General features: G+C 66.4%; 20 protein-coding genes. 10 read left to right on the top strand and 10 right to left on the bottom strand.

Annotated elements, in window-relative coordinates; translation table 11 throughout:
• Positions 1 to 16: 16 nt before the first annotated feature.
• The 3 genes from BG61_RS07210 to BG61_RS07200 form a co-directional block, all read right to left on the bottom strand.
• Entirely contained in the window at positions 17 to 2,413 is a 2,397-nt protein-coding gene (locus BG61_RS07210) for an aldehyde dehydrogenase family protein (RefSeq protein ID WP_035932348.1), read from the bottom strand.
• A 32-nt stretch (positions 2,414 to 2,445) separates the two neighbouring features.
• Positions 2,446 to 3,453: a deoxyribose-phosphate aldolase gene (gene deoC, locus BG61_RS07205; protein WP_035932352.1), complete on the bottom strand. Its 1,008-nt coding sequence runs from the start codon at positions 3,451 to 3,453 to the stop codon at positions 2,446 to 2,448.
• Between the two features lie 303 nt (positions 3,454 to 3,756).
• Positions 3,757 to 5,109 (bottom strand): dicarboxylate/amino acid:cation symporter, encoded by a 1,353-nt coding sequence (locus tag BG61_RS07200; protein WP_035932357.1) that lies wholly within the window; start codon positions 5,107 to 5,109, stop codon positions 3,757 to 3,759.
• 538 nt (positions 5,110 to 5,647) lie between these two features.
• Between BG61_RS07200 and BG61_RS07195 the strand changes: the two genes are divergently transcribed.
• From BG61_RS07195 to BG61_RS07180, 4 genes are all read left to right on the top strand, one after another.
• Complete coding sequence (locus BG61_RS07195; protein ID WP_051672348.1) at positions 5,648 to 7,774, top strand: TonB-dependent receptor family protein; 2,127 nt, start codon at positions 5,648 to 5,650, stop codon at positions 7,772 to 7,774.
• 42 nt (positions 7,775 to 7,816) lie between these two features.
• Positions 7,817 to 8,911: a PepSY-associated TM helix domain-containing protein gene (locus tag BG61_RS07190; RefSeq protein WP_035932364.1), complete on the top strand. Its 1,095-nt coding sequence runs from the start codon at positions 7,817 to 7,819 to the stop codon at positions 8,909 to 8,911.
• Between the two features lie 39 nt (positions 8,912 to 8,950).
• Complete coding sequence (locus BG61_RS07185; RefSeq protein WP_035932369.1) at positions 8,951 to 10,018, top strand: zinc ribbon domain-containing protein; 1,068 nt, start codon at positions 8,951 to 8,953, stop codon at positions 10,016 to 10,018.
• 174 nt (positions 10,019 to 10,192) lie between these two features.
• Positions 10,193 to 10,828, top strand: coding sequence for a glutathione S-transferase family protein (locus BG61_RS07180; RefSeq protein WP_035932372.1), 636 nt, complete (start codon positions 10,193 to 10,195; stop codon positions 10,826 to 10,828).
• 87 nt (positions 10,829 to 10,915) lie between these two features.
• Here the strand turns inward: BG61_RS07180 and BG61_RS07175 are convergent, their stop codons facing one another.
• Together BG61_RS07175 and BG61_RS07170 are read right to left on the bottom strand one after the other, a co-directional pair.
• Entirely contained in the window at positions 10,916 to 12,241 is a 1,326-nt protein-coding gene (locus BG61_RS07175) for an MFS transporter (protein ID WP_035932375.1), read from the bottom strand.
• Positions 12,242 to 12,338: 97 nt separating this feature from the next.
• On the bottom strand, positions 12,339 to 13,298 hold the full coding sequence (locus BG61_RS07170) for an MBL fold metallo-hydrolase (protein ID WP_035932378.1): 960 nt from the start codon (positions 13,296 to 13,298) through the stop codon (positions 12,339 to 12,341).
• A gap of 196 nt (positions 13,299 to 13,494) precedes the next feature.
• Between BG61_RS07170 and BG61_RS43885 the strand changes: the two genes are divergently transcribed.
• Together BG61_RS43885 and BG61_RS43880 are read left to right on the top strand one after the other, a co-directional pair.
• On the top strand, positions 13,495 to 14,301 hold the full coding sequence (locus BG61_RS43885) for an IclR family transcriptional regulator (RefSeq protein WP_035932380.1): 807 nt from the start codon (positions 13,495 to 13,497) through the stop codon (positions 14,299 to 14,301).
• Positions 14,302 to 14,316: 15 nt separating this feature from the next.
• Positions 14,317 to 15,120 (top strand): IclR family transcriptional regulator, encoded by an 804-nt coding sequence (locus tag BG61_RS43880; protein ID WP_232256169.1) that lies wholly within the window; start codon positions 14,317 to 14,319, stop codon positions 15,118 to 15,120.
• Between the two features lie 3 nt (positions 15,121 to 15,123).
• Here BG61_RS43880 and BG61_RS07155 read toward each other — a convergent pair whose 3' ends face one another.
• Together BG61_RS07155 and mnmH are read right to left on the bottom strand one after the other, a co-directional pair.
• On the bottom strand, positions 15,124 to 16,176 hold the full coding sequence (locus tag BG61_RS07155) for a permease (protein ID WP_035932394.1): 1,053 nt from the start codon (positions 16,174 to 16,176) through the stop codon (positions 15,124 to 15,126).
• 35 nt (positions 16,177 to 16,211) lie between these two features.
• Positions 16,212 to 17,279: a tRNA 2-selenouridine(34) synthase MnmH gene (gene mnmH, locus BG61_RS07150; RefSeq protein WP_035932404.1), complete on the bottom strand. Its 1,068-nt coding sequence runs from the start codon at positions 17,277 to 17,279 to the stop codon at positions 16,212 to 16,214.
• A 241-nt stretch (positions 17,280 to 17,520) separates the two neighbouring features.
• Between mnmH and eat the strand changes: the two genes are divergently transcribed.
• The 3 genes from eat to eutC all read left to right on the top strand — a co-directional run bounded on the left by eat (position 17,521) and on the right by eutC (position 22,057).
• On the top strand, positions 17,521 to 18,924 hold the full coding sequence (eat, locus tag BG61_RS07145; RefSeq protein WP_035932411.1) for an ethanolamine permease: 1,404 nt from the start codon (positions 17,521 to 17,523) through the stop codon (positions 18,922 to 18,924).
• 920 nt (positions 18,925 to 19,844) lie between these two features.
• Complete coding sequence (locus BG61_RS07140) at positions 19,845 to 21,221, top strand: ethanolamine ammonia-lyase subunit EutB (protein ID WP_035932414.1); 1,377 nt, start codon at positions 19,845 to 19,847, stop codon at positions 21,219 to 21,221.
• Complete coding sequence (gene eutC / locus BG61_RS07135) at positions 21,221 to 22,057, top strand: ethanolamine ammonia-lyase subunit EutC (RefSeq protein WP_051672347.1); 837 nt, start codon at positions 21,221 to 21,223, stop codon at positions 22,055 to 22,057. Before BG61_RS07140 ends, eutC begins: the two co-directional genes overlap by 1 nt.
• Here the strand turns inward: eutC and BG61_RS07130 are convergent.
• A complete protein-coding gene (locus BG61_RS07130) occupies positions 22,054 to 23,922 on the bottom strand; it encodes a sigma-54-dependent Fis family transcriptional regulator (RefSeq protein WP_035932424.1) in 1,869 nt (622 codons plus the stop codon). The two genes, eutC and BG61_RS07130, sit on opposite strands and share 4 nt — an antisense overlap.
• 358 nt (positions 23,923 to 24,280) lie before the next feature.
• Between BG61_RS07130 and BG61_RS07125 the strand changes: the two genes are divergently transcribed.
• Entirely contained in the window at positions 24,281 to 25,294 is a 1,014-nt protein-coding gene (locus tag BG61_RS07125) for a helix-turn-helix domain-containing protein (RefSeq protein ID WP_051672346.1), read from the top strand.
• A gap of 24 nt (positions 25,295 to 25,318) precedes the next feature.
• On the opposite strand, the gene BG61_RS07120 is transcribed toward BG61_RS07125, so the two are convergent.
• Both BG61_RS07120 and BG61_RS07115 read right to left on the bottom strand, forming a co-directional pair.
• A complete protein-coding gene (locus BG61_RS07120; RefSeq protein WP_035932436.1) occupies positions 25,319 to 25,492 on the bottom strand; it encodes a DUF1328 domain-containing protein in 174 nt (57 codons plus the stop codon).
• Positions 25,493 to 25,638: 146 nt separating this feature from the next.
• Complete coding sequence (locus tag BG61_RS07115) at positions 25,639 to 26,568, bottom strand: alpha/beta hydrolase (RefSeq protein WP_051672356.1); 930 nt, start codon at positions 26,566 to 26,568, stop codon at positions 25,639 to 25,641.
• Between the last annotated feature and the right edge of the window lie 109 nt (positions 26,569 to 26,677).

The following is a 26,677-nucleotide window of genomic DNA, read 5'->3' as shown; positions in this document are numbered from 1 at the left end:
CCTCAATCCCCATGGTTCAATCCCCATACGGCACCCAGATGTTCTTCACCTGCACCGCCTGGCGCAGGAACGGCAGCCCCTCGCTCGCGGCATCGTGCCAGTCGAACATGCGGCCATGATCGACGAACGTGCGCTTCAGGTTGCCCACCGATTCACGCTCGACCATCGCCGACAACGCCGCGCCGCCAAAGCACCATACCGCATCGACGTCGTCGTGCTGCGCCAGGGTCTGCGCGAGCGCGCGCGCTTCGCCCGTCACGATGTTGAGCGCGCCGCCGGGTACGTCCGACGTCTCCACGACCTGATAGAAGTCCGTCGCCATCAGCGGACACGTCTCGCTCGGCACGGCCACCACGCGGTTGCCGAGCGCGAGCGCGGGCGCGACGAGCGACACGAAGCCGAGCAGCGGCGCCTCGTTCGGGCACACCACGCCGATCACGCCGAGCGGCTCGTTCATCGCGAGCGCGACGCCTTGCAGCGGCGGCGCATGCACGGCGCCGTCGAACTTGTCGGCCCACGCGCCGTAAGTGAAGAGGCGCGTGATGGATGCCTCCACTTCGCGTTGCGCGTCGCGTTCGCTCATGCCTGCTCGCGCGACCAGCTGCCGCGCGAATTCCGCCGAGCGCGCCGACAGGTTCTCGGCGAGGTAGTACAGCACCTGCGCGCGATTGTGCGCGCTCGCACCCGACCACTTCTGCGCACCGCGCGCCGCCGATACCGCGTTGCGGATGTCCTTGCGGCTGCCCTCGCCCACTTCGCCGACGATCGCGCCCGACGGCGAGCGCACGAGCCGCGAGTAGCCGCTGTCGGGGCGAGCCTGCTTGCCGCCGATGAAGAGCTTCGCGGTGCGGTCGAGCGCGCTGACGTTGCCTTCGTGCGGCGCTTCGCCTTCAGGCGCGCGCGCGGGGCCGTCGTGGCGAACCGGAAGCTTAGTCCACGCGCGCGGCTTCAGATACTCGTAAATCCCCTCGCGGCCGCCCTCGCGGCCGAAGCCCGATTCGCGATAGCCGCCGAAGCCGACGGCCGCGTCGAAGAGATTCGTCGCGTTGATCCACACGACGCCGCATTGCAGACGCGGCGCCACATCCAGCGCCCGGCTGATGTTTTCGCTCCACACGCTCGCGGCAAGCCCGTAGCGCGAATTGTTGGCAAGCGCGATGGCTTCGTCGGGCGTTCGAAAGCTCATCGTAACGAGCACCGGGCCGAAGATCTCTTCCTGCGCGAGCGTCGATGCGGGAGACACATTGGTGACGAGCGTCGGCGGGAAGAACGCGCCGCCTTCGGGCAGCCGCATGCTAGACGGCTGATGGATCGCGCAGCCCTCGCTCGCGCCCTGCGCGACCAGCGCGCGGATGCGTTCGAGCTGCACCGTATCCACGATCGCGCCGAGGTCGATGCCCTTGTCGAGCGACGGCCCGACGCGCAGCGTCTCCATGCGGCGCTTGAGCTTTTCGACGAAGCGCGCCTCGATGCCTTCCTGCACCAGAAGGCGCGAGCCCGCGCAGCACACCTGCCCCTGGTTGAACCAGATCGCATCGACGACGCCTTCCACGGCGCTGTCGAGATCGGCGTCATCGAAGACGATGAACGGCGACTTGCCGCCGAGCTCCAGCGTGAGCGACTTGCCCGAGCCCGCCGTCGCGACGCGAATCTGGCGGCCCACTTCGGTCGATCCGGTGAACGCGATCTTCGCGACCTGGCGGTGCCCGACGAGCGCGGCGCCCGTGCGGCCGTCGCCCGTCACGACGTTGAGCACGCCCGCGGGCAGCCCCGCGCGCGAGCTGAGTTCCGCGAACAGCAGCGCGGTGAGCGGCGTGTATTCCGCGGGCTTGAGCACGACGCAGTTGCCGAGCGCGAGCGCGGGGGCGATCTTCCATGCGAGCATCAGCAGCGGGAAATTCCACGGCACGATCTGCCCGATCACGCCGAGCGGCGCCCAGTCGGCGAACTCGCGCTCCTGCAGTTGCGCCCAGCCCGCGTGATGCAGGAAGTGCCTCGCGACGAGCGGGATGTCGATGTCGCGCGTCTCGCGGATCGGCTTGCCGTTGTCGAGCGATTCGAGCACCGCGAAAAGCCGGCTGTGCCGCTGCACCATGCGCGCGAGCGCGTAGAGATGACGCGCGCGCCCCGGGCCGCCCAGCGCCTGCCATGCGGCGAGCGCGCCGCTCGCCGCATCGACGGCGGCGGAGACATCCGCGTCATCGCCTTGCGCGATCGACGCGAGCACGCGGCCCGTCGCGGGCTCGCGCGACTCGAAGCGCACGGCTTCGTCGCCCGCCGACGGCGCGCGATACGCGCCGCCGATGAAATGGCCGAAGCCGTCTGCATGCTGATCGAGCCAGACGCGCGCGGCGCGGGCGTCTTCCGGTGCGGGTCCGTATGCCATCGAGGAGAAATATTCGGCTACGCTCATGGGGCCTTCTGGTTGGGTCGTGGCGCGCGGGCTCACGCGACAGGATGACGGTTGAACGCCGAGTAACGGCCGCTCACGTGATGTTCGAGCTGCCGCTCGATGTCGGCGAGCAGGCTCGACGCGCCGATGCGGAACAGGTCCGCCTCGAGCCATTCGCGCCCGAGCTCTTCCTTCATCAGGATCTGGTATTCGAGCACGGACTTCGCCGTCGAGACACCGCCCGCCGGCTTGAAGCCGATCGCGACGCCCGTGCGCGCGAGGTATTCGCGGATCATGCGCACCATCACGAGCGACACGTCGAGCGTCGCGTTGACGCCCTCCTTGCCCGTCGAGGTCTTGATGAAATCGGCGCCGGCCATCATGCAGACCATCGACGCCTTCGCGATATTCGACAGCGTGCGGATGTCGCCGGTCGCGAGAATCGCCTTCACGTGCGCATCGCCGCAGGCCGCGCGGAAGTCGCGCATCTCGTCGTAGAGCGCCTGCCAGTTGCCGGTCAGCACGTGCTCGCGCGTGACGACGATATCGATCTCGGCCGCGCCGTCGGCCACCGACGCCTCGATCTCGCGCAGCTTCAGCGGATGCGGAATGAGGCCGGACGGAAAGCCCGTCGACACCGCCGCGACCGGAATGCCGCTGCCTGCGAGCGCGGCGACCGCGGTCTTCACGTAGCGGTGATACACGCAGACGGCGCCGGTCCTGATCGAGCCGGGTGCCATGCCGAGCGCGTCGAGCAGGTCGTCGCGCACCGGGCGGCGCGCCTTCGCGCAGAGGCGTTCGACGCGCGCGGCGGTGTCGTCGCCGTTGAGCGTCGTCAGGTCGATGCAGGTGATCGCCTTGAGCAGCCACGCGGCCTGCGCGTCCTTCTTGACCGCGCGCCGCGTGCCGAGCGTGGCGGTGCGCCGCCCGACAGCCGACTGGTTCACACGCAACCCGTCGAGCCACGACAGGTCGAAGGGCACGCCGGGATTGCGGGCGGCGGCATGAGCCGCCGGCTTGCCGGGCCAGGCGATCACCGGTTTCGAAGCTGCATCGAGCATAGGGGCGTCCGCTGGTTGTGCAACGCACAACACTTTTTGAGAGATTGATATCAGTTTAACGCAGTGTTGTTACGATCGTAACATAGGGAAAATGCGGAGGCGAGGGGCACGGGCCGCCTTGTGCGCAAATGAGAGGTGAGAGGTTGTGATGCGGACAGCAGGCGAGCGCCTGAACGTAGCCGCTTCAGCGGATCGCCCGGGGTCGCTCTAACGGGAAACACCCGCACGCGGCATTTCAACGAGGTGGCACAGCCCTCGATCGCTCTGGAATCCGGGCCGCGAGATAAAGGCGCTCACGCGCGCCTAGGCGTGGTCCGCGCGGGGTTGCGTCGCCGTGACAGGCATGATTTCGTCCGTCCGGTCGAACACCTTTTCGGGCTCGTCTGCCTCCTCCGGGGTCTCGTTGTCCAGGACCCTGCGCATCCGTGCCTCGTCCAGATCGTTCGTCCACCGGGCGACCACGAGGGTGGCGACGGCATTGCCGATGAAATTGGTCAGCGCGCGTGCTTCGGACATGAAGCGGTCGATGCCGAGAATGAGCGCAAGCCCCGCGACCGGCACATGGCCGACCGCGGAGAGCGTCGCGGCAAGCACGATGAACCCGCTGCCCGTCACGCCGGCAGCACCTTTGGAAGTGAGCAGCAACACCGCCAGCAGCGTGAGCTGATGCGTGAGATCGAGCGGCGTGTTGGTCGCCTGGGCGATGAAGACGGCAGCCAGCGTGAGGTAGATCGACGTGCCATCGAGATTGAAGGAATAGCCGGTAGGAATGACGAGGCCCACCACCGATTTCTTTGCGCCCAGGTTCTCGAGCTTCACCATCACGCGCGGCAGCGCCGCTTCCGATGAAGACGTGCCGAGCACGATGAACAGTTCTTCCTTGAGGTATTTGATCAGCTTCCACACGCGAAAGCCGTGGAACCGCGCAATGAGTCCGAGCACGACGAAGATGAATATCAGGCAGGTCGCATAGAACGTGATCATCAGCATGCCGAGCGAAACCATGCTGCCGATGCCGTATTTGCCGATGGTGAAGGCCATCGCACCAAACGCGCCGATCGGCGCCACTTTCATGATGATGCCGACGATGCCGAAGAACACATGCGAGATCTTCTCGACGAAGTCGAATATCAGCGTGCCTCTGCCGCCGAACGCGTGCAGCGCGAAGCCGAACATGAGCGCGAACAGCAGGACCTGAAGTATCTCCCCCTTGGCGAACGCGTCGACCACCGTCGAGGGAATGATGTTCATCAGGAAGTCCGTGGTGCTCTCCATCTTGCGCCCGCTGGTGACCGTGGCCACGGCTTTCGCGTCGAGCGTCTTCGGGTCCACGTTCATGCCGGCGCCGGGCTGCACCAGGTTGACGATCAGCAGGCCGACCACCAGCGCAAGGCCGCTGACGATTTCGAAATACAGCAGCGCGAGCCCACCGGTCTTGCCCACCTTCTTCATGTCTTCCATGCCGGCAATGCCGACGACCACGGTGCAGAAGATGATGGGGGCGATGATCATCTTGATCAGCTTGATGAAGGCATCGCCGAGCGGCTTCATCGCTTCGCCGGTGTGGGGCGCGAAAAATCCCAGCAGCACCCCGGCGATGATCGCGATGATCACCTGAAAGTAAAGGGACCGGTAAAGCGGTTTGTGCGCGGCCATTTGAGCCCCTCAACAGTCATTTCGGTCGTAAGCCGGACCATCGTCCCGTATGCCGGCGCGAACCATTCGACGTCGGCCACTTTCCGCATCGCGGCACTGCGGGGAGCGACGCGCGTGGCACGGATCGAGAGGATGGCTGGCCTGCGCAGCGGCCCGCGAATATTTTCTTTCCGGATCATTACAAAGGCTATGCGCCGCGTCAGCCCGCTACAACCGGGCAAACCCGAGCGTGCATTGCAGCAGACCGCGTGAAAGCGGACTGCCAAGGCGGGGGCGGTCCGACTCTTTAGCGCCGCTGCCTTCGATGCGGCGGCCATCGCACTGCATCCGCCCGGATAACTTCCCGCCTTTGAATCTCCTGACGAATTCCGCAAAAGTAACCGAAATTTCACTTTCAATTGCGATTGGTTCTCATTTATACTTGCGCCCGATTTCTTGGAACATTTAGTAACAATCATCGGAAGGGCCGCGGTGCAAGGCTCGGCGGGGCTTTTGCCACGTCGCATGCGCCGCGCGAAGAACAAGGACGTCTGGAATCATGCATTTCGCAGAACGCCGTAGTGTCGATACGGTCAGCACGCTTACCCGGTTCGCAGCAGTTGCCGCACTCGCCTTTCTCGGCCAGCCCGATCAGGCGGCCGCCCAGGAGGCCCCTCCCCCCGCCGGTGGCGACGACAAGTCGACCGTGCTCGAATCGATCAACGTATCGGGCGACTGGCTCGGCAGCGGGCTTCAGAACAGTGTCAAGACGTTTGCCGGCGCGCGCACGGTGGTCGACAAGGAACAGATCAACGAAAGCGGCGCGACGAGCATCGGCGACGTGATGCGGCGCATCCCGGGCGTGCAGTCCACCGACAACTCCGGCACGGCCGGCAGCCAGGTTTCGCTGAACATCGGCGTGCGGGGCCTGACCGGCCGCTATACGCCGCGCTCGACCGTGCTGCTCGACGGCATCCCGCTTGCGGTCGCGCCTTACGGCCAGCCGCAACTGTCGTTTGCGCCGATCAGCCTCGGCAATATCGAGTCGATCGACGTGGTGCGCAGCGGTGGCTCCGTGCGCTACGGCCCGCAGAACGTGGGCGGCGTGATCAACTTCAGGACCCGGGCGATTCCCGACAAGGCCGGGCTGACCGCCGACGCGTCGGTGCGCGAAAACATCTACACGGCCGGCGGCGGCAGCAACACGACGTACAACACGTTTCTCGGGACGCAGTTGAGCAACGGTCTCGGCCTTGCGCTGCTGTATTCGGGCATGACCGGCAGCGACTGGCGCGAGGCGAGCGACGAACACATCAACGATCTCCAGCTCAAGTTCCGCTACGAGCTCAACGCCACGTCCGAGATCTACGGCAAGTTTTCATACTACGACGTCAAGTCGCGCACGCCGGGCGGCCTGACCGTCGCGCAATACAACGAGGACCCGTTCCAGAACACCCGTCCGACCGACTTCTGGAACGGCAATCGCAAGGCGGTGGATGTCGGCTACATCAACACGCTGTCGGCGAATCAGGAATTCGAGGTGCGTGCGTTCTACAACGAGAGCTATCGCAACAGCGCGCTCATCAACGCGGCCGGCACGCAGCTTCAGTATCAGCCGCGCAACTACAACACGACGGGTGTCGAGCCGCGCTTCACGCAGCGTTTCTCGCTTGGCCCGACGCAGCACGACGTGACCGTCGGGTACCGCTACATTCGCGAGCGCGGCGACGACAACAGCTACAACCAGACGCTCGCGACGGGCGCGATCGGCCCGACGAGCACCTTCGAGAATGCAACGGACGCTCACGCCGTGTACCTCGACGACCGCATCGCGTTCGGCCGCTGGCGCCTCACGCCGGGCGTGCGCTTCGAGCACATCTCGTCGAACCGTCTCGACGACACGCTGCTGCAAAGCTACGAGACGACGAACAACAAGCCGCTGCCGGCGGTGAGCCTCGCGTATCTGTGGAATTCGTCGCTGACGCTTTTTACCGACTACAGCACATCGTTCGGCCCGGTGCAGAACCTGCAGCTGAACTCGCAGACGGCGGCCAATCCGCTGCAGCCCGAACTCGCGAAGACAGTCGAAGTGGGCGCACGCTGGACGAGCAGGCGTATTCATGCGGAGCTGACGCTCTTCAACATGCGCTTCGACAACCAGATCGTGCAGGTGCCGGGCCTCACGCCGCCCACGTTCCAGAACATCGGCGCCACGCATCACCAGGGTATCGAAACCGCGATCGACTACGCGTTCGCCGAAGACAGCGTGCTGCGCGGTCTCGACGCCTACGCGAACTTCACCTACACGAAGGCGATCCAGGAATCGGGGCCGACCGCCGGCCTCGACGTGCCGTTCTATTCGCGCATCACCGATACGCTCGGCCTGCGCTACGAGACGCATGGCTGGACATTCGACGTGTCCACCACGCACCAGAGCTCGCAGTTTTCCGACGTGACGAATACCGTCAACGAGACGCCCGACGCGCGCGTCGGCCGCATCCCGGGCTTTCGCGTGTGGAACATGCAGGCCGACTGGAAGATCCCCGGCTGGAAGGGCAGCAACCTGACGCTGGGCGTCAACAACATCGCGGACAAGCGCTACTACACGCGCAACGTCGACGGCAACGCCGGACGGATGGTGGGCGCGCCGCGCCTGATCTATGTTCAGGGCCACTTCGTCTATTGAAGGGCGCTCGCGTGACGACATTTCCGCCAGACCAGGTTCCCGATGCCGCATCTGCGTAAGCTCTGGCTCACCGCACACCGGTGGTTCGCGCTCTCGCTCGGCTGGGTGCTCGCGCTCATGGGCATCACCGGCGCGCTGCTCGTGATCAGCGGCCCGATCGACGAACGCCTGCACGCCGGACTCTTCAAGGCAAACGCGCATGAACATGCACGCGCCCTGCCACTGGAACAGGTCCGGCAGCGCATCGAGGCTCAGTTCGTCCACGGCTCGACATTCTCGTTTCGCCTGCCGCGTGCCGCCGACGAAAGCCTGCGGGTAACGGTCCACGGCAAATGGGACGGCACCGTCTATATCGATCCCTTTACGGGCAACGAACTCGGACGCCGTGCCGAGACACAGGGCTTCTTCAACGCCCTGTTCAAGCTGCACAGTTCGCTCCTGATGGGCGCGACCGGCAAGGGCCTGCTCGCATTCGTCGCGTTGTTCTACCTGATGCTCCTCGTGTCCGGTCTCGTGCTGTGGTGGCCGCGTTCCGGCCGTCCCAACTGGCGGATCGAACTGCGCAAGGGCGTCTCGCGTGCCCTGTACGACCTGCATCGGGTGGGCGGCGCGACGATCGGGATCGTCATTGCGCTATCGGTCGCGACCGGCGCCTACATGGCGTGGCGACCGCTCGGCGGTTTCGTCACCGCCATGAGCGGTGCCCGTCCGATGAAGCCGCCGGTCCTCCCCCACTCGCCGGACCCCGCGCGTCCCCCGCGGCCGCTCGATACGCTGGTCGCGCAGGCGCAAGCGCAGTTCCCGGGCGCGATGGCAAGCATCGTCCAGTTGCCCGCGAAGCCCGGTGTGCCGCTGCGCGTGCGCCTGAAAACGCCGGACGATCCGCATCCGAACGGCCTGTCGTCGGTCTGGCTCGATCCGTTCACCGGAAAGGTTCTTGCGGCGCAGCGCTGGGATCAGCTCGACCCGGGGGCGCGCGCCGTCGTCGTGATCTACCCGCTGCATACGGGCGAGCTTGGCGGCCCGCTGCTCGAGGGCGTGGTCGCGATCAGCGGCCTGACGCTGGGAGCGATCGCCGTGACGGGCATCTGGCAGTGGTGGCGTCGACGAAAAATCCGGACTGTGCGACCCTATTGACCGTCCGTACCGAACGGCGAACACGACGGGGCGTAGCAGATGAACAAGAACTTGCGGTTGTCGGAGCGGCTGTATCAGCGGGTCCTCTGGTGCGTGGCCATTCTCTTTGCCGGCTTTTTGACCGGCTTCGGGCGTCTTGTCGTCGGTGATCTGCCGCACGTCGAAGCGCCGCTGAGTCTGGAAGTCTTCATCGATAAGCAGGCCGCCGCGCCGATCAGACTCGATCTCGACAAGCTCGCCGCACAGCGCCGCACGGTCAGCGACGCGCTCGCGTCGAAGCGCCTGCTGCTCACGGCGGCGGAACACGATGTCGAACAGGCGCAGGCATCCTTTCGCGCGTGGGCGACCACGCGCCACGTCACCGACGATGCCGCCGCCGACCCCGAGGTGACGAGCCGCGTGCGTCAGGTCGACGCCATCGTAGCGCGCCAGCGCGACGCGCAGCGCGCCGTCGAGGAACTCGATCGGCAGGACCTCGACCTTGCTCGCCGTCAGAATGCGGATCAGGCGAAGCTCGCCGCGCTGGAGGACGATGCGCGCGACAGGTACGACGCGGCCGTGGGGCGGCAGGAGCTGCGCGTGTTCGGCTTGCGGCTCGCGATCACGCTGCCGCTCCTCGTCGTGGCGGGGTGGCTGATGGTGCGCCGGCGGCAGTCGAAGTACTGGCCGTTCGTGTGGGGCTTCGGCATCTTCGCGGTGTTCACGTTCTTCGTCGAACTCGTGCCGTATCTGCCGAGCTACGGCGGGTACGTGCGCTACGCGGTCGGTATCGCGGGGACGCTCGTCGCGGGCCTGTACCTCATCCGCGCGCTCACGCGATACCGCGAGCAGCAGCGTATCGCCGAAGCGCAGAGCGACGCGCAAAGGCGCGCGTCGCTGGGCTATGAAGTGGTGATGGCGCGCTTCGCGCGCAAGGTCTGCCCGGGCTGCGAGCGCGCGCTGCACCCGGAGGACCCGAACGAAAACTTCTGTCCGCACTGCGGCATCTGCGTGTTCGACAAGTGCACGCAATGCGGCGCACGCAAGAACGCGTTCGCGCGTTACTGCCTTGCATGCGGCAGCCCCGCGACGGCGGGCACGGAAACCGCATCGAAGATTGCGGGCTGATTGAGGGCTGAACGGGGCCGGAAACGCTGCGCCGTCTGTACGCGCCGGTAATCTTCCGTCCCATCCGGCCCGACAGTGCTGGCAGGCGCATTCGTGTATCGTTGAAGACTCCCACTCCGCACGCCCCGCCGCGCGAACCGGCATCGGCTCAACCCGTTTAATTCACCGCCTGCAATGACAATCGCCCTGCATACCTGGAACACGCCGAACGGCCGCAAGATCAGCGTCGCGCTCGAAGAGATGGACCTGCCCTACACGGTGAAGACCGTCAACATTTCGAAAGGCGAACAGCACGCGCCGGAGTTCCTGCGCATCAGCCCGAACAATCGCATTCCGGCGATCGTCGACCCGGACGGCCCCGGCGGCCAGCCGATCAGCGTCTTCGAATCGGGCGCGATCCTGCTCTATCTCGGCGAAAAGACCGGCAAGTTCCTGCCCGCGAGCCTGCGCGAGCGCGTGCCGGTACTCGAATGGCTGATGTGGCAGATGGGCGGCTTCGGCCCGATGCCGGGCCAGGTGCATCACTTCCGGATGGTGGAGTCGGAGATTGACCGGCGCTACGGGCTCAAGCGCTACTCCGACGAAACGCGGCGCCTCTACGGCGTGCTGGACCGGCGGCTCGCACAGGCAGAGTTCGTCGCGGGCGATCTGTCGGTGGCGGATTTCGCCATTCTCGGCTGGGCGTGGCGGCATGAGCGCCACCAGGTCTCGCTCGACGAGTACCCGAACGTCAAGCGCTGGTACGAGGCCCTGTTCGCGCGGCCCGGCGTGCAGCGCGGGTTTGCCGTCAAGCTGGACGACGCGGCCTGAACGCACGCGCGGCGTCTGCGCCCGGGCCTGCCTTACACGAATCCCCCATCCGGCTTTTCGTACGCGCCGTCGATCTGCCGGCGCTTACTAAGCCGTCGCCGATTCCTTCTTCACACCCGCCATCAGCGCAAGCCCGCTCAGGAGCAGCAGCCCCGCGAGCAGATAGACGGCGAGATCCATGCTGCCCGTCGTCGTGCGGATCTGCCCGATCACCCACGGGCTCACGATCCCGCTCGTGATCCCGATGCTGCTGATGAACGCGATGCCCGCAGCAGCCGTCTTGCCCGACAGGTAGCCCGGCGGCACCGACCAGAAGATCGGGAGCGCGGCAAAGATCAGCACGGCGGCGACCGAGAGGATCGCGAGCATGGCGGGAAAGCTCGGCAGATGCAGCGTGAGCGCCGCGAGCGCGATGGCCCCGCCGATCGTGCAGAACGCGAAGTGCTTGCGGCGCTCCCTCACACGATCCGAATGGCGCGCGATCAGGACGAGGCCCACCGCGCCGATCGCGTTGGGCACGACCGAGTAGAGGCTCACCGACACGACATCCTTGATGCCGAAGTCGCGGATCATGAGCGGCATCCAGAAGCTCAGCGTGAGCGACGCGCACGTCAGCGAAAAGTAGACGAACGCGAACAGGTACACCCGCGGATTGCGCAGCGCTGCGACGAGTGCGCTCGAGTCGTGTGCGCTCTCCTTCGCGCGGCCCTCGGCGCAGAGCGTCTCGAAACGGTCGCGCTCCAGCGGCGTCAGCCATTTCGCGTGGCGCGGCGAATCAACGAGATAGTAGAGCGCGAAGACTGCAAGCAGCACGGCGGGCGCGCCTTCGATCGCGAACATCCACTGCCAGCCGAAGAGCCCCATCACGCCGCTCATGTCGCGCATGATCCAGCCGGAGACGAGTCCGCGGAACACGCCCGCCACCGCGACGCCCGCAAAGAACACCGACAGCACCGCCGCACGCCGGTTGGCCGGGAACCAGAACGTCAGGTACAGCACGATGCCGGGGAAGAAGCCCGCTTCGAACACGCCGAGCAGAAAGCGCAGCAGGTAGAAGTGAGCCGGGCTCGACACGAACATCATGCCGACCGACGCGAGCCCCCACAGCAGCATGATCCGCGTGAAGGTGCGGCGCGCGCCGTATTTTGCGAGCAGCAGGTTGCTCGGCACTTCGCAGAGCACATAGCCGATGTAGAAGACGGCGGCGCCCAGGCCGTACATCGCGTCGCTGAAGCCGAGATCGTGCTTCATCTGCAACTGCGCGAAGCCGATGTTGATCCGGTCGAGGAACGACACCACGTAACAAACAAACAGAAAAGGAATGATGCGCCACGCGACCTTGCGCAGCAGCAGGTCGTCCTCGCTCGCGGCGGTGGTCACGGGGACCGCCGCCGAACTGATCGACTTCGTCATGTCTCACTCCGATACAGATGGGGATCGGCGTCTTGCGCGCCGTTCGTCGAAGACGGGAAGCGGGCGGCCGCGCCGCCCCTTCCCTGGGGATGTACGCTCAGTCCTGCAGCGCGGACCACATGTCCTTGTCGCGCTGGGCGGTCCAGATGCGCGGGTGCGCGATGCCGCTCGCTTCGTCGAACGCGCGCGAGACGTCGAACGGCAGGCAGTGCTCGTAGATGAAGACGTGCCCGAACTTCGGGTCCATCGTTTTGCGCGTGAGCGCCATCGCGCCCTTCAGGTCGAGCTTTTCCGTGACGGCGTCGCGGCCCGCCGCGAGCAGCGTCGTGACGAAGTCCTTCGTGTAGTCGATGCCCTGGTTCACTTCAGCTGGCGACAGCAGCGCCGGACCGCGCCCCGGCACGAGCTTTTCGGGGTTCAGCGCGCGCAGCGCCTCGAGCGTCGCGGGCCATTGCTCGAGCTGTGCGTCGCCGCAATAGCAGGCTGCGTCGTACTCGACGAGATCGCCCGAGAACAGCACCTTCTGCGACGGCAGCCAGACGATCGTGTCGCCCTTCGTGTGCCCCGCGCCCAGATGCGCGATGCGCACTTCGAGCTTGCCGAGCCACAGCGTGATCTCCTTTTCGAACACGAGCGTCGGCCAGGTGAGGCCCGGCACCGTCTCGACGCCGGCGAAAAGCCGCGGAAAGCGCTCGATCTCCGACTTCATGTCCTGCTCGCCGCGCTCGACGATCATTTCGTACGTGCCGCGGCTCGCGATCACCTGCTCGGCGCCTTCCTCGAAATACGCCGACGCGCCCAGCACCCGCACTGCGTGGTAGTGCGAGAGCACGACGTGCTTGATCGGCTTGTCGGTGACGCTGCGGATCTTCGCGATCAGGTCCTGCGCCATCGCGGGCGTGGCCGTGGTGTCGACGATCAGCACGCTGTCGTCGCCGATGATCACGCCCGAATTCGGATCGCCTTCGGCCGTATAGGCCCAGGCATTCTCGGAAAGCTGCGTGAAGGTGACTTTCTTCTCTTCCAGGTCGGCCTGGGATGCAAATGCCTTTGCCATATTCGTCGCGCTTGCAGAGTTCTTTGGGGGAGTGGAGCCATCATCGGCGTCGCCATGATATTTGTCAACAGCAAGTCTGCTTGTTATACGCAAATTACGGGTAAACGCCGGGGATCCCGCGGAGAGCGCTTCGGAGCCCCGCGTCAGCTACCATCTTCCTTTCGCGGACATTTGCCAACAGCGGGGTTTTCTCTTGATGAAGCGCGACGCGCAGCCGGATGCGGCCGAAAAAGGGGCCGACGAGGGCGACAAGGAAGAAAAGGCGGACCGGAAGCAGCGCGGAATTCAGAGCGTCGAAGTGGGCGGGCGGCTGCTCGATGCGCTCGCGCGCCAGCGCGGGCCGCTCGCGCTCAGCGCCCTCGCCGACGCCGCGCAGCTTTCCACAGCGCAGGCGCATACCTATCTCGTGAGTTTGACGCGGCTCGGGCTCGTCAAGCGCGACGCACTCACCGGCAATTACGAGCCCGGCCCGCTGTCGCTGCGGCTCGGCCTGCTGCAGCTCGAACAGCAGCCGGCGTACCGCGTGGCCGTGCCGCATGTGGTGGCGCTCGCGGAATCGATCGGGGCGAGTGTCGCGATGTGCGTCGCCGGGCCGCAGGGGCCGACCATCGTGCGCTACGAGCGCGGCGGGTTTGCCCTGCACGTGAACCTGCACGTGGGGACGGTGATGTCGCTGTCGGCCACGGCGACGGGGCGCGTCTTTCGCGCGTTCGATGACCCGCGGCGCGTCGCCGCGATGCTCGCCCACCAGGACGACGCTGCGCCGCCCGGCTCGGATCTCGAAGCGCGCCTCGCGGAAATCCGGGCGCGCGGGATCGAGCGCAGCGTCGATGCGCCGAGCCCCGGCATCAGCAGCATGAGCGTGCCGGTGTTCGATGGCGCGCAGCGCATGCAGCTCGCGCTGACGGCGATCGGCTCGTCGGGCTCGATCGACGTCGGCTGGGACGGGCCCGTCGCGAACGCGCTCCTTGCGACGGCCCGCACCGTCACCGACCTCCTCTGACCCATGGCTTCTCCGATGACCGACGACATCCGCCCGCAGCGCGGCATCAACGCACTCGACAACACCGGCGAACTGCTGCTCGCGCTCGTTTCCGCGGGACGGCCGCTATCCTTGCGCGATCTGGCGGCCGCCGCGGACATGCCGGCGGCGAAGGCGTTTCCGCATCTCGTGAGTCTCGTGAAGATCGGCCTCATGGCCCGCGACGACGCCGGCCTCTTCGGGGCCGGCCCGCTTTCGCTCGAACTGGGGCTGATCGCGCTGCAGCGCCTTTCGCCGATCCGCGACGCCGAGCCCGAAATCGCGGCACTCGCGACGAACACGGGGATGAGCGTCGCGGCAGCGGCGCTCGGACCGCTCGGGCCGACCGTCGTGAGGCTGGAGGAATCGGCCCGGCCGCAGCACGTGAGCCTGCGCATCGGGACGGTGATGTCGCTCGTGAATACGGCGATCGGCCGCGTGTTCGCCGCGCATCTTGCCGGCGACGTGCTCGCCGGGCTGCTGCAGCAGGACGCGATCCGGCTGGCCGGGGTTCAGGCCGCATCGCACGGGCGCGATGGGGATGCGCGCGACGAGGACTATCGGGCGCGGCTCGCGGCGATCAGGGCACAGGGCATCGATACCGCGCTGGGTGCGCCCGTGCCCGGGATTCACACGCTCGCCGCACCGGTGTTCGACCACACGGGCAACGTGTGCCTCGTGCTGGCGCTGATCGGGTCGGCGGGAGGATTCGACAGCGATCCGCGCGGCGACCTCGCGCAGCAGTTGCTTCTTTCCACGCGGCGGCTTTCGTGGCGGTTCGGGTTGATGTCCGAAGGATGAGGCTCAGAAGCCCAGCGTCACCGCCAGCATCCCGCTCACGATCCCGAACCCCACCACCGCCGCCGACACGAGCGCCAGCACGCGCGCCGGAAACGACCGTCCCAGCATCACGAGCGACGGCACGCTGATCGGCGGCAGCGTCATCAGGAGCGCCGCTGCCGGGCCCGCCGCCATGCCGAGCGACAGCATCGCCTGGATGATCGGCACTTCGCCGGCGGTCGGGATGACGAACAGCATGCCCGCCACCGCGAAACCGACGATCCACCAGATGCTGTTGTCGATATCCGGGCTGATGTGCGGGAAGAGCCACGCGCGCGCGGCGCCGAGCAGCAGCACGAGCACGATGTATTCGGGCACGAGGCGCAGCGTCATGCGTCCGAGGATCCTGATCCAGCGCGCGAACGCGTTGCCCGGCTCCTCGCGCTCGAGCAGCTTGCCGAGCGCATCGCGCGACGCCTGCGCCTCTGTCGGCGTCACCATCCGGTTCACGACATAGCCGAGCCCGAACACCATCAGCAAGCCGAGCGCGAAGCGCAGTCCGGTCCATTGCCAGCCGAGCACGAAGCCCATGAAAACCAGCGCCGCCGGATTGAGCACGGTGTTGCCGAGCCAGAACGCAACCGCCGCACCGGGCGCCGCGTGCCGCGCCCGCAGGCCCGCCACGACCGGCGCCGCGCAGCACGTGCACATCATGCCCGGCAGCGACATCAGCCCGCCGGTCACCACGCTGCCGAAGTCGTTGCGTCCGAGCGCGCGCGCCACCCACTGCGGCGGGATCAGCGCCTGCACGGCCGAGCCGAGCAGCAGGCCGAGCACCATCGCCTGCCAGATCGCACGGCCATAGGCGAGCGCGTAGTCGAGCGCGGCCTGCAGCGACGGGGCCGGCGCGCTTGCGGCGGTGCCCATCAGGATCGACTTGCCGATCGAATGCTGGCTCGCCGCGACGAACGCGCGGTTGTAGTACGGAAACCACTTCACATAGAAGAGGCCGACGACGGCAATCAGGAGAAACGTCACCCATCCGAGCGCTACGCGCGGTTGTCGAAGTGTGTGCATGGTGTGTTCGAAGCGGGTTTGTTGTTGTCGGAAAATCAGGTCAGTGCGATGGCCGTTTCGCCGAGCCTCGCGATCAGCGCCCTCGCCTGCTCGACGCTGTCGGCATCGTTCGGACGAAACATGAAATGCGTGGCGTGGCCGAGCTGGCTGAAATGCGCGCCGCTGCTGCGCGCGTACGCGGGATCGTAGTGCAGGTCGATCAGTTCCGCAAAGAGTTCGGCGCGCGCGCGCTCGTCGATCAGACGCTGCCAGTGCGTCACGCGCTCGCGGCTGTGCAGCCCGACGAGCTTCGCCAGTTGCTCCTTGAAGAACGCCGGCGCTTCGAAGAGATGGCCGTAGTCCTGCAGCAGAAACGCGATGCGGTCGTCGTGGTGCGCCTCCACCTCGACACACGCGCCCTGGTGAAACGTGGCGATGAGCGACTCGGGCAGCGTGATCGCGCCGATGCGCCGGCTTTCCGCCTCGACGAACACCGGCCGCGCCCGGTCTAAGCCGCGCAGCACGCCGACGAGCGCCGAGTCGAAGCTCTTTTGCGACGGCTGCGGCTCGCCCGGCAGCGCGCCGAGCAGCGACCCGCGATGCCTCGCAAGCGCCTCGAGATCGAGCACCTGCGCGCCCGCCTGCCGCAGCGCCTGCAGAAGACGTGTCTTGCCGCTGCCCGTATGCCCGACGAGCACGATGTAGCCGAACTGCGCGGGCAGCGCCCCGAGCGTGTCGAGAGTCGCGCGCCGGTACGTCTTGTAGCCGCCTTCGAGCTGACGCGCCTGCCAGCCGATCAGGTTGAACCACGTCGTCATCGAGCCGGAGCGCTTGCCGCCGCGCCAGCAATAGATGAGCGGCCGCCAGTTCCGCGGGCGGCCGGCGAACGTGGTGTCGAGATGGTTCGCGATGTTGCGCGCGACCATCGCCGCGCCGACGCGGGTCGCCTCGAACGGCGAGACCTGCTTGTACATCGTGCCGACGATCACGCGCTCCTCGTTGCTGAGCACCGGCGCGTTGATCGCGCCCGGAATGTGGTCCTCCGCGAATTCGAGCGGTGTGCGGACGTCGACGATCTCATCGAAATCGGCCAGCCGGTCCAGGTTTGCGAGCAGATTTTTCAAAGTGACGACGCGAATACGGCGGTTGGGAAGGGCGGAATTATCGCATGGGGCCGCCGGTTCGATCCCGGCACGCCCCGCCAACCTTACACAAAGCCTTCCAAATCGCCGCCAAAACACGCCAATTCGTGCCGAATTTTGATAACGCCCGGCATTTTTGGCTCACTACATTGCGGATTCGGGCTGCCGCTACGGCATCCCCTCCTCGCCTCATTCACGCCGTTTCACTCAGGGAGCGTTCCCAATGAGCACCGAATCGAAGAATCAGCATGCGGGCGTCGTCACGCATCACGAACTGAAGCAGACGCTCGGCACGTGGCAGCTCTGGGGCATCGCGGTGGGTCTCGTGATCTCCGGCGAATACTTCGGCTGGAGCTACGGCTGGGCGAGTGCCGGCACGCTCGGCTTCGTCGTGACCGCGCTCTTCATCGCGGCGATGTACACGACCTTCATCTTCAGCTTCACCGAACTCACCACGTCGATTCCCCACGCGGGCGGCCCGTTCGCGTATGCGCGGCACGCGTTCGGCCCGGTCGGCGGCTACCTCGCGGGGGCGGCGACGCTCGTCGAATTCGTGTTCGCGCCGCCCGCGATCTCGCTTGCGATCGGCGCCTATCTGCACGTGCAGTTTCCCGGCCTCGACCCGAAGCACGCGGCGATGGGCGCGTATCTCGTCTTCATGGCGCTCAACATCGTCGGCGTGCAGATTGCGGCGACCTTCGAGCTGGTCGTGACGCTGTTCGCGATCTTCGAGCTGCTCGTGTTCATGGGCGTGGTGTCGCCGGGCTTCCAGTGGTCGAACTTCGCGAAGGGCGGCTGGTCGGGTGCGGACACGTTCTCGCTCGGCTCGTTTTCCGGCATGTTCGCGGCGATCCCGTTCGCAATCTGGTTCTTCCTCGCAATCGAAGGCGTCGCGATGGCGGCCGAGGAAGCGAAGAACCCGAAGCGCTCGATTCCGATCGCCTATGTCGCGGGCATCATCACGCTCGTGCTGCTCGCGATCGGCGTGATGGTGTTCGCGGGCGCGGCCGGCGACTGGACCAAGCTCGCCAACATCAACGACCCGCTCCCGCAGGCGATGAAATACATTGTCGGCGACAACAGCGGCTGGCTGCACATGCTCGTGTGGCTCGGGCTTTTCGGGCTCGTGGCGTCGTTTCACGGCATCATCCTCGGCTACTCGCGGCAGATCTTCGCGCTTGCGCGCGCGGGCTATCTGCCCGAGTTCCTTGCGAAGGTGCATCCGCGCTTCAAGACGCCGCATCGCGCGATCATTGCGGGCGGCGTGATCGGCATCGCGGCGATCTACAGCGACAACCTCATCCAGTTCGGCGGGCAGACGCTGACGGCGAACATCGTGACGATGTCGGTGTTCGGCGCGATCGTGATGTACATCATCAGCATGATGGCCCTCTTCAAGCTGCGCAAGAGCGAGCCGAACATGGAGCGGCCGTACAGGGCGCCTCTTTTCCCGATCTTTCCCGCGTTCGCGCTCGGCGCGGCCGTCGTGTGCCTCGCGACCATGGTCTGGTTCAACTTCCTCGTTGCGGTGGTGTTTGCGGGGTTTCTCGTGCTCGGCTATCTGTACTTCCTTTCGACGCGGCATCAGCGTGAAATCGCACCGGCCGATGCATTGCTCGAAGATTGAGCCGCTGGCGCTTGGGCTGGTGGTGTCGCTGGCGCTTGGACGGGGGTTGGTCGTGTTGTGACTACACCGTCTGATGCGCTTGCGCTTCTATGAAACTTGTTTTGATATTGGTTTATAAGCTTCGCCCCTGTGCGGGGCGGCAGTCACTTTCTTTGCTGCTGCAAAGAAAGTAACCAAAGAAAGCAGCTATGGACGCAGCGGTGTTAGGACGTGACCACGTTCGAGTCATTCAGAGTGGCCCGACCGTGGGAGCGTCCACCCCGGTATGTTGAGCGGATAGGTACGCGGACCCACTGCTTCATCGCGCCTTTGAACGGAGTGGTAAAGCAGTCATTCATCCGTCTCGGCACTGCGTGCCCGACGCATGGTTTGCAAAGGTGCAAGCGAGCGTAGTCGCATAAAGGCGCTGCGGCAGCGGCATTAAGCGTGTGCAGTACAAGCGTGTGGGTGCGTGTGAGCATGAGTGAAGCACTGGACCGTATTGCGGCCTTGCGTCGGAGCGAAGCGAGGGCGGATGGATGACTGCCTTACCACTCCGTTTGAAGGCGCGAGAGCGCAGTGGGTCCGCGTACCTATCCGCTCAACGAACCGAGATGGACACTCCCACGGTCGGGCCACTCCGAATGACTCGAACGTGGTCACGTCCTAACACCGCTGACCCCATAGCTGCTTTCTTTGGTTACTTTCTTTGCAGCAGCAAAGAAAGTGACTGCCGCCCCGCACAGGGGCGAAGCTAATAAACCAATAGCAAAACAAGTTTCATAGGAGCACAAGCGCATCAGACGGTGTAAACACAACACGACCAACCCCCGTCCAAGCGCCAGCGACATCACCAGTCCAAGCGCCAGCGCCCCCTCGTACATGAAAGAAAAACAGCGCAAAATGCCCCCATGCAGGGGAGCAAAAAAACAGGAGCCACGATGAGTTACACCGAGACGATCGGCGCCCGCACCTACCGCTTCGGCGACTTGAAAGCGCTGCTGGCGAAGGCGAGCCCGCTGCGCTCCGGCGACCAGCTGGCGGGCGTGTGCGCCGCAACGGAAGAAGAGCGCGTCGCGGCGAAGATGGCGCTAGCACAGGTACCGTTACGCACGTTCCTGAACGAAGCCCTGATTCCCTATGAGGAAGACGAGGTGACGCGGCTCATCATCGACGATCACTCGCCCGAGGCCTTCGCGGAAATCTCGCATCTGACCGTGGGCGAACTGCGCAACTGGCTGCTCGCCGACACCACGGACCCCGATGCGCTCATCCGCGTGACGGCGGGCCTCACGCCGGAAATGGTCGCCGCCGTCTCGAAGCTGATGCGCAATCAGGACCTGATCCTCGCCGCAAAGAAGCGCCCCGTCGTCACACGCTTTCGCAACACGATCGGCTTGCCCGGGCGCCTGTCCGTGCGGCTGCAGCCGAACCACCCCACCGACGACGCCAAGGGCATCGCCGCCTCGATGCTCGACGGCCTGATGTACGGCTGCGGCGACGCGGTGATCGGCATCAACCCCGCGTCGGATTCACTGAACGCGATCACCGCGCTCCTCGTGATGATCGACGAGTTCCGCCAGCGCTACAACGTGCCCACGCAGTCGTGCGTGCTCACGCACGTGACCAGCACCATCGCCGCGATCGAAAAAGGCGCGCCTGTCGATCTCGTGTTCCAGTCGATTGCCGGAACGCAGAAGGCAAACGAGAGCTTCGGCGTGTCGCTTGCGCTGCTTCGCGAGGCGCACGAGGCGGGGCTGTCGCTCAGGCGCGGGACGGTCGGCGACAACCTGATGTACTTCGAAACCGGACAGGGCAGCGCGCTGTCGGCGAACGCGCATCACGGCGTCGACCAGCAGACCTGCGAAGTGCGCGCATACGCGGTCGCGCGCAAGTTCGAGCCGCTCCTCACGAACACGGTGGTCGGCTTCATCGGCCCGGAGTATCTGTACGACGGCAAGCAGATCATCCGCGCGGGTCTCGAAGACCACTTCTGCGGCAAGCTGCTCGGCGTGCCGATGGGCTGCGACATCTGCTACACGAATCACGCGCAGGCCGACCAGGACGACATGGACACCCTGCTCACGCTGCTCGGCGCGGCCAACGTCAACTTCATCATGGGCATTCCCGGCGCCGACGACATCATGCTCAACTACCAGAGCACGTCGTTCCACGACGCGCTGTACGTGCGCCAGGTGCTCGGCCTCAAGCGCGCGCCGGAGTTCGAGGAATGGCTGGAGGCAATGCGCATCACCGACATGCGCGGCGCGCTGCTGAGCCAGACCACGCAGCCGCTTCTCGACTGGATGGACGCGTGATGAGCGACAAGCCCGACTCTCCGGAGCAGGCCGACCCGGCCGGCACGCCCGCCTCGCCGGTCGACCGCAACCCGTGGGACGCGCTGCGCCGCTTCACGAACGCGCGCATCGCGCTCGGGCGCGCGGGCAGCAGCCTGCCGACCGCACCGCTTCTCGCCTTCAATCTCTCGCACGCGCAGGCCCGCGACGCGGTCCATCAGCCGCTCGACACGGCCGCGCTGAACGATGCGCTGCGCGCGGCGGGCTTCGATACGCTCGATGCCGCCAGCGCCGCGCCGGATCGCGATCACTATCTGCGCCGGCCCGACCTCGGCCGCGCGCTCTCCGGCGAAAGCGCGGCGCGGCTCGCACAGCATGCATCGACGATGAGCGGCGCGCCGGATGTGGTGTTCGTCGTCGCCGACGGGCTGTCGGCGTATGCGGCCACCCGCCACGCGGTGCCCTTTCTCGACACGCTGCGCAAGAAGCTCGACGGCTGGAATATTGGCCCGGTCGTCGTCGCGACGCAGGCGCGCGTTGCGCTCGGCGACGGCATCGGTGAGCTTTTACGGGCGCGGATCGTCGTCGTGCTGATCGGCGAGCGGCCGGGGCTCAGCTCGCCCGACAGCCTCGGCATCTATCTGACGTATGAGCCGCGAGTCGGGCGCAGCGACGCCGAGCGCAATTGCATTTCGAACGTGCGTCCCGAGGGGCTCGCGTACGACGCCGCCGCGTTCAAGCTGCACTATCTGCTGAACGAGGCGCGGCGCCTGAAGCTCACGGGCGTCGGACTGAAGGATCACAGCGACGCCCTGCCCGTTCCGACGGCCAGGCCGGGCGCGATCGAATCGCGCTAGGACCGCATCTTCCGGTAGACGGTCGTGCGCGACACGCCGAGCGCGCGCGCCGCCGCGGAGACGTTGCCGTCATGCGCTTCGAGCGCCGCGGCGACCGCGGACGCGGCGATGTCGTCGAGGCGCGTGCCCCTGATCGCGCCTGCCTCGCGGGGCACGGGTTCGTCGAGGAAATCCTGCGGCAGATGCGCGATGCGGATCTGCGATTCGTGGTCGTCGAGCATGGCCGATGCCGTGCGCAGCACGTTGCTCAGCTGACGAAAATTGCCCGGCCAGCGATGCCGCGCAAAGAGCGCAAGCACTTCGTCCGCGACGCCGACGACGCGGCCCGCGAAACGCTCGCTGCGCAGAATCCTGTCGACGACCACCGCGAGGTCGGTCCGCTCGCGCAGCGGCGGCAGCGTCACGACAAGGCCGTTGATGCGGTAATAGAGGTCCTCGCGAAACGCGCCCTGCTCCACCCGTTCCCGCAGGTTGCGGTTGCTCGCGCAGACGAGCGCGAAGTCGACCGGAATCGGACGCGCGCCGCCGAGCGGCTGCACGACGCGCTCCTGCAGCACGCGCAGAAGGCGGCTTTGCAGCGGGAACGGCATGTCGCCGATTTCGTCGAGGAACAGCGTGCCGCCGTTCGCCTGCGCGATCTTGCCCGGCGCGCCGCGCTTCGCCGCGCCGGTGAACGCGCCTTCCGTATAGCCGAAGAGTTCCGCTTCGATCAGCGTCTCCGGCAGCGACGCGCAATTTACCGCGACGAACGGCCCAGCATGGCGCGGCGAATCGCGATGGATCGCATTCGCGAGCACGTCCTTGCCCGTGCCCGTTTCGCCGCCGATCAGAACCGGGATGTTCTTGCCGATCACCCTGCGCACGCGCTCGATCGCGGCGGCGAACTGCGGGTCGCCCGTCGACAGATCGCGCAGGTTCGACGCGGCTGTCTCGCGCATGCCGGGCGAAGGCGCCGGCGCGCGCAGCGGACACTCGACGTTCGCAAAGACGGCGACGCCGCTGTGCAATCCGAGCGCGAGCGGCTTCGCGGCCAGGCGCGCGATCATTTCGTCGACCGACGCGCCGAAGAGCGACTCGAGTGTCTGCGCGCGCAGATCGCCGAGCGCGAGGCCAAGCTGGAACTGCGCGCTGCGGTTCGCGCAAAGCAGGCGTCCGTCGAGAGAGAAAGCCGCGATCCCTTCCATCAGCGTGCCGATGAATTCGGGCCGGCTGTGGAAATGAATGCGCAGCGCCTCGGTGCAGGTGCTCGTGATCAGCCGGTTCTCGATCATCTGCGCGGACATCTTCGCGAGCGCCATCGTGTGCTGATGGTAGCTGCGCCTGTCGCCGGTCACGTCGAGCACGCCGCTCAGGTTGCCGAGCGGATCGAGGATCGGCACGCTCGAGCAGGTGAGAAACTGATTTGCACGCAGATAGTGCTGGTCGCCGTGAATGGTGGTGGCTTCGCGTTCGGCGATCGCCGTGCCGATCGCGTTGGTGCCCTGCCGCGCCTCGCTCCACACCGCGCCCGCGCGCAGCGCGACCTTTTCGGCGCGGGCGAGAAAGTCGTCGTCGCCGAGGGAATGCAGGATCAGGCCGCTCGCGTCGGTCAGCGCGATCATGCTGTGCGTGTTGACGATCTGCGCGTAGAGCGTTTCCATCACGGGCCGCGCGTGCACGAAGAGCGCGCGGTTCTGCTCCAGTTTCAGCGCGAGATCGGCGGCGGGCAGCACGCCGTAGTCGGGACGCATCGTGACGCTCAGGCCGAATGTGGCCGAGCGCGCGTGCGAATTGCTGATGACCTCGGACAACCCGCGCCCGGCGTGCCTTTCGACGTCTTGTTGGTCCTGCCGCTCGACCGCATGGCAGACTGCATGCCGCTGCATCGCCTCCTCCTTGTGTGATTCGCCGCGTGAGGGTCGCTGTGCGCCCTGCCGTCGATCGAATGTCTCCGGGACGAATTTAACACCGTCCGCACGTTCAGGGGCCGCTTACCGTGCAGCCGATGCACCCCGCTGATGCAGGTGTAGCGTTTCTGGACACTCCGGTGTGAAGGGATGCATCGAAACGGCACGCCGGGGCGCGCAACAGTGCGGCGATCGGCTCCCGGGCACGGCCGCACCGCGCCCGGCATGCGCCTTGCATCGCTTCGGCGGAATATTTTGGCGCGCTATAGTCGGCGCATCGCGCGTCTGCCCGCCTGTTCACGTCCCGCTCACGTCCTCTTAACGACCTGTTCGCGCCATGACTCAACTTGCCGATCCGAACGCGCAGGACACCGCATGGAGCGGCCCGTTTTGCGTCGAACGCCATCTCGCGCACGACGCCGACGACCAGGCGCGCGCAATCGCCGGCTGGACGCAGGAATACGACCAGCTAACGCCCGGCCGCTTCGAAGGCGCGCTCACCGAGCTGTGCCTCGACCACCTGCATCTGTTCGCGGAAAGCACGAGCCACGCGCTCCGGCAGACCTGCGAAGTGCGCCCCGACTCGTACTGGTTCGGCATCCCCGCCGGCGACGACGCATGCGGCAGGATCGGCGCGCGCACCATCGCACCGGACTCGCTCGCGTTCAAGCCCGGCAGCGTCGAATTCGAACTCGTCACGCCGGCGCGATACCGCATCTTTGGCATCGTCGTCAAACGCTCGGTGCTGCTGCGCCATGCGTCGGAAGTCGAGCACATGGGCACCGCGCAAAGCCTGTTCGCTCAGGAAACCCTCTGCGTCGGGAAGGCACGCAAGGCGCGCCTGTGCAACGCGCTCGACGCGATTCTCTCCGATGCGCCCTCGTCGATCGCGCCGCTCTCACCGGCCGCGCGTGAGAACCTTCAGTCGCAGATACTCGCATCGCTCTTCGACCTGTGCATGACGGATCACGCGCAGGCCGCGCCGCTCGCGTCGAAGCCGCATCGCAAGTGGATCGTCGAAGCGGCGCGCGCCTATGTGCTCGAGCATCGCGACCGGCCGGTCGCCGTGCCCGAGCTGTGCACGCACCTGCGTGTGAGCCGCCGGATGCTGCAGTACTGCTTCCAGGAGATTTACGGCATGACGCCCGTCGCGTATCTGCGCGCGATCCGGCTGAACGGCGTGCGGCGCGCCCTGCGCGAAGCGTCGGCGGGCGATGCCGTCTGTGTCCAGGACGTCGCCGCCGCCTGGGGCTTCTGGCATCTGAGCCAGTTTTCGTCCGACTACAGGAAACTGTTCGGCGCGAGACCCTCGGACACGCTGCGCGAGGCCATCGGCTTGCGCGCGGCGTAGCGGACATCGCGCCGCACGAATGCGTCAGAAGACGAGCGACCCCGCCGAAATCGCGACGATCAGGAAAATCACGAACAGCACGAGGAAGATGAAGAAGCAGATCTTCGCGATCCCCGCGGCACCGGACGATACGCGTCCGAAACCGAAGAAACCGGCGATCACCGAAATGATCGCGAAGAGAATGGCGAGCTTGAGCATGGGCAATCCGTTCTTTTGATTGAAGTGCCACGGATTCAGCAAGGCATGTGCCCGGGTGCTTGGGTGCTTGGGTGCGTGGGGGCTTGGGGGCTTGGGGGCTTGGGGGCTTGGGGGCTTGGGGGCTTGGGGGCTTGGGGGCGGCCCGCCTACGCGCTCTTGCGCGTGCAGGCGAGCGAATAGCGCAGGCCGTCGACGAGCAGCGCGCTCCACACGGCCCACGTGTGCCCGCCATCGACGATGCGCAGTTCAGCCGGCTGATTCGCCTGCCGCAACTGCGTGTAAAGCTGCGAGGCTTCCGCGTGGATGCGCAGATCGTCGTCGCCGGCGGCAATGAACATCGGCACGCGCTGCCCGCGGCTCATGTACGCGGACCACTGCGCCGGATAGTTGAGCGAGCGCCAGACCTGCGCATCGAAGCGGCCGTCGCCGAACACGTTCACGTAGCGCGCCGCCGACCCGGCCGGCGGCTCGGCGGCGTAGATCGCGGGACCCAGCAGCATCGCGCCGCAAAAGAGCTGCGGGCGGGTCATCGCGTAACGCAGTGCGCCGAATCCGCCCATCGACACCCCGCCGATCGCCCGTCCCTCGCGGTCCGTGCGCACCGGATAGCGCGTTTCGATCTCGGGCAGCAGTTCCTCGAAGAACGCGGTCTCGATGGGTTCCTTGCGATCGACGTACCAGTCGGTCCCGCCCTGCGGCATGACGATCAGGAGCGGCGGGATTTCGCGCCGCGCGATCAGGCCGTCGACGATGCCCTGCAGGTGGCCGCGCGTGATCCAGTCGGAGGGGGTGTCGCCGTGTCCGTGCAGCAGATACAGGACCGGATAGCGGCGCGCATGCGGCGAAAAGCCCGGCGGCAGATAGAGCGCGTAGGGCCAGTCGCGATCGAGCGCCTCGGAATGCATCGTGCGCGCGAGCACCCGGCTGCCCGCCGGAGACACGATCACCGGCGGGACCGGTTTTCCTTTGGCGTCGCTGGCGGCGGTCCCGCGCGTGGCGGCCGCCGTGCTTGCGGCGCGCGCCGTTGCCGTGGCCGTGGCCGCCGTGCCGGTCGCCGGGGCAGCCTCGCCCCGCACGCTCGCCCCCGTGCCCGACGCTTGCACCGCCGCCGCATCTGCGGCGGCGTTCAGCCCGGACAGCGCAAAACTGACCGTTAGTAGCGTCCTGACGCGTGACGCGAAGAAG

The organism is Caballeronia glathei (assembly GCF_000698595.1).
GTDB classification, from domain to species: Bacteria; Pseudomonadota; Gammaproteobacteria; order Burkholderiales; family Burkholderiaceae; genus Caballeronia; species Caballeronia glathei.
This window is presented reverse-complemented; position numbering and strand designations above follow the sequence as displayed.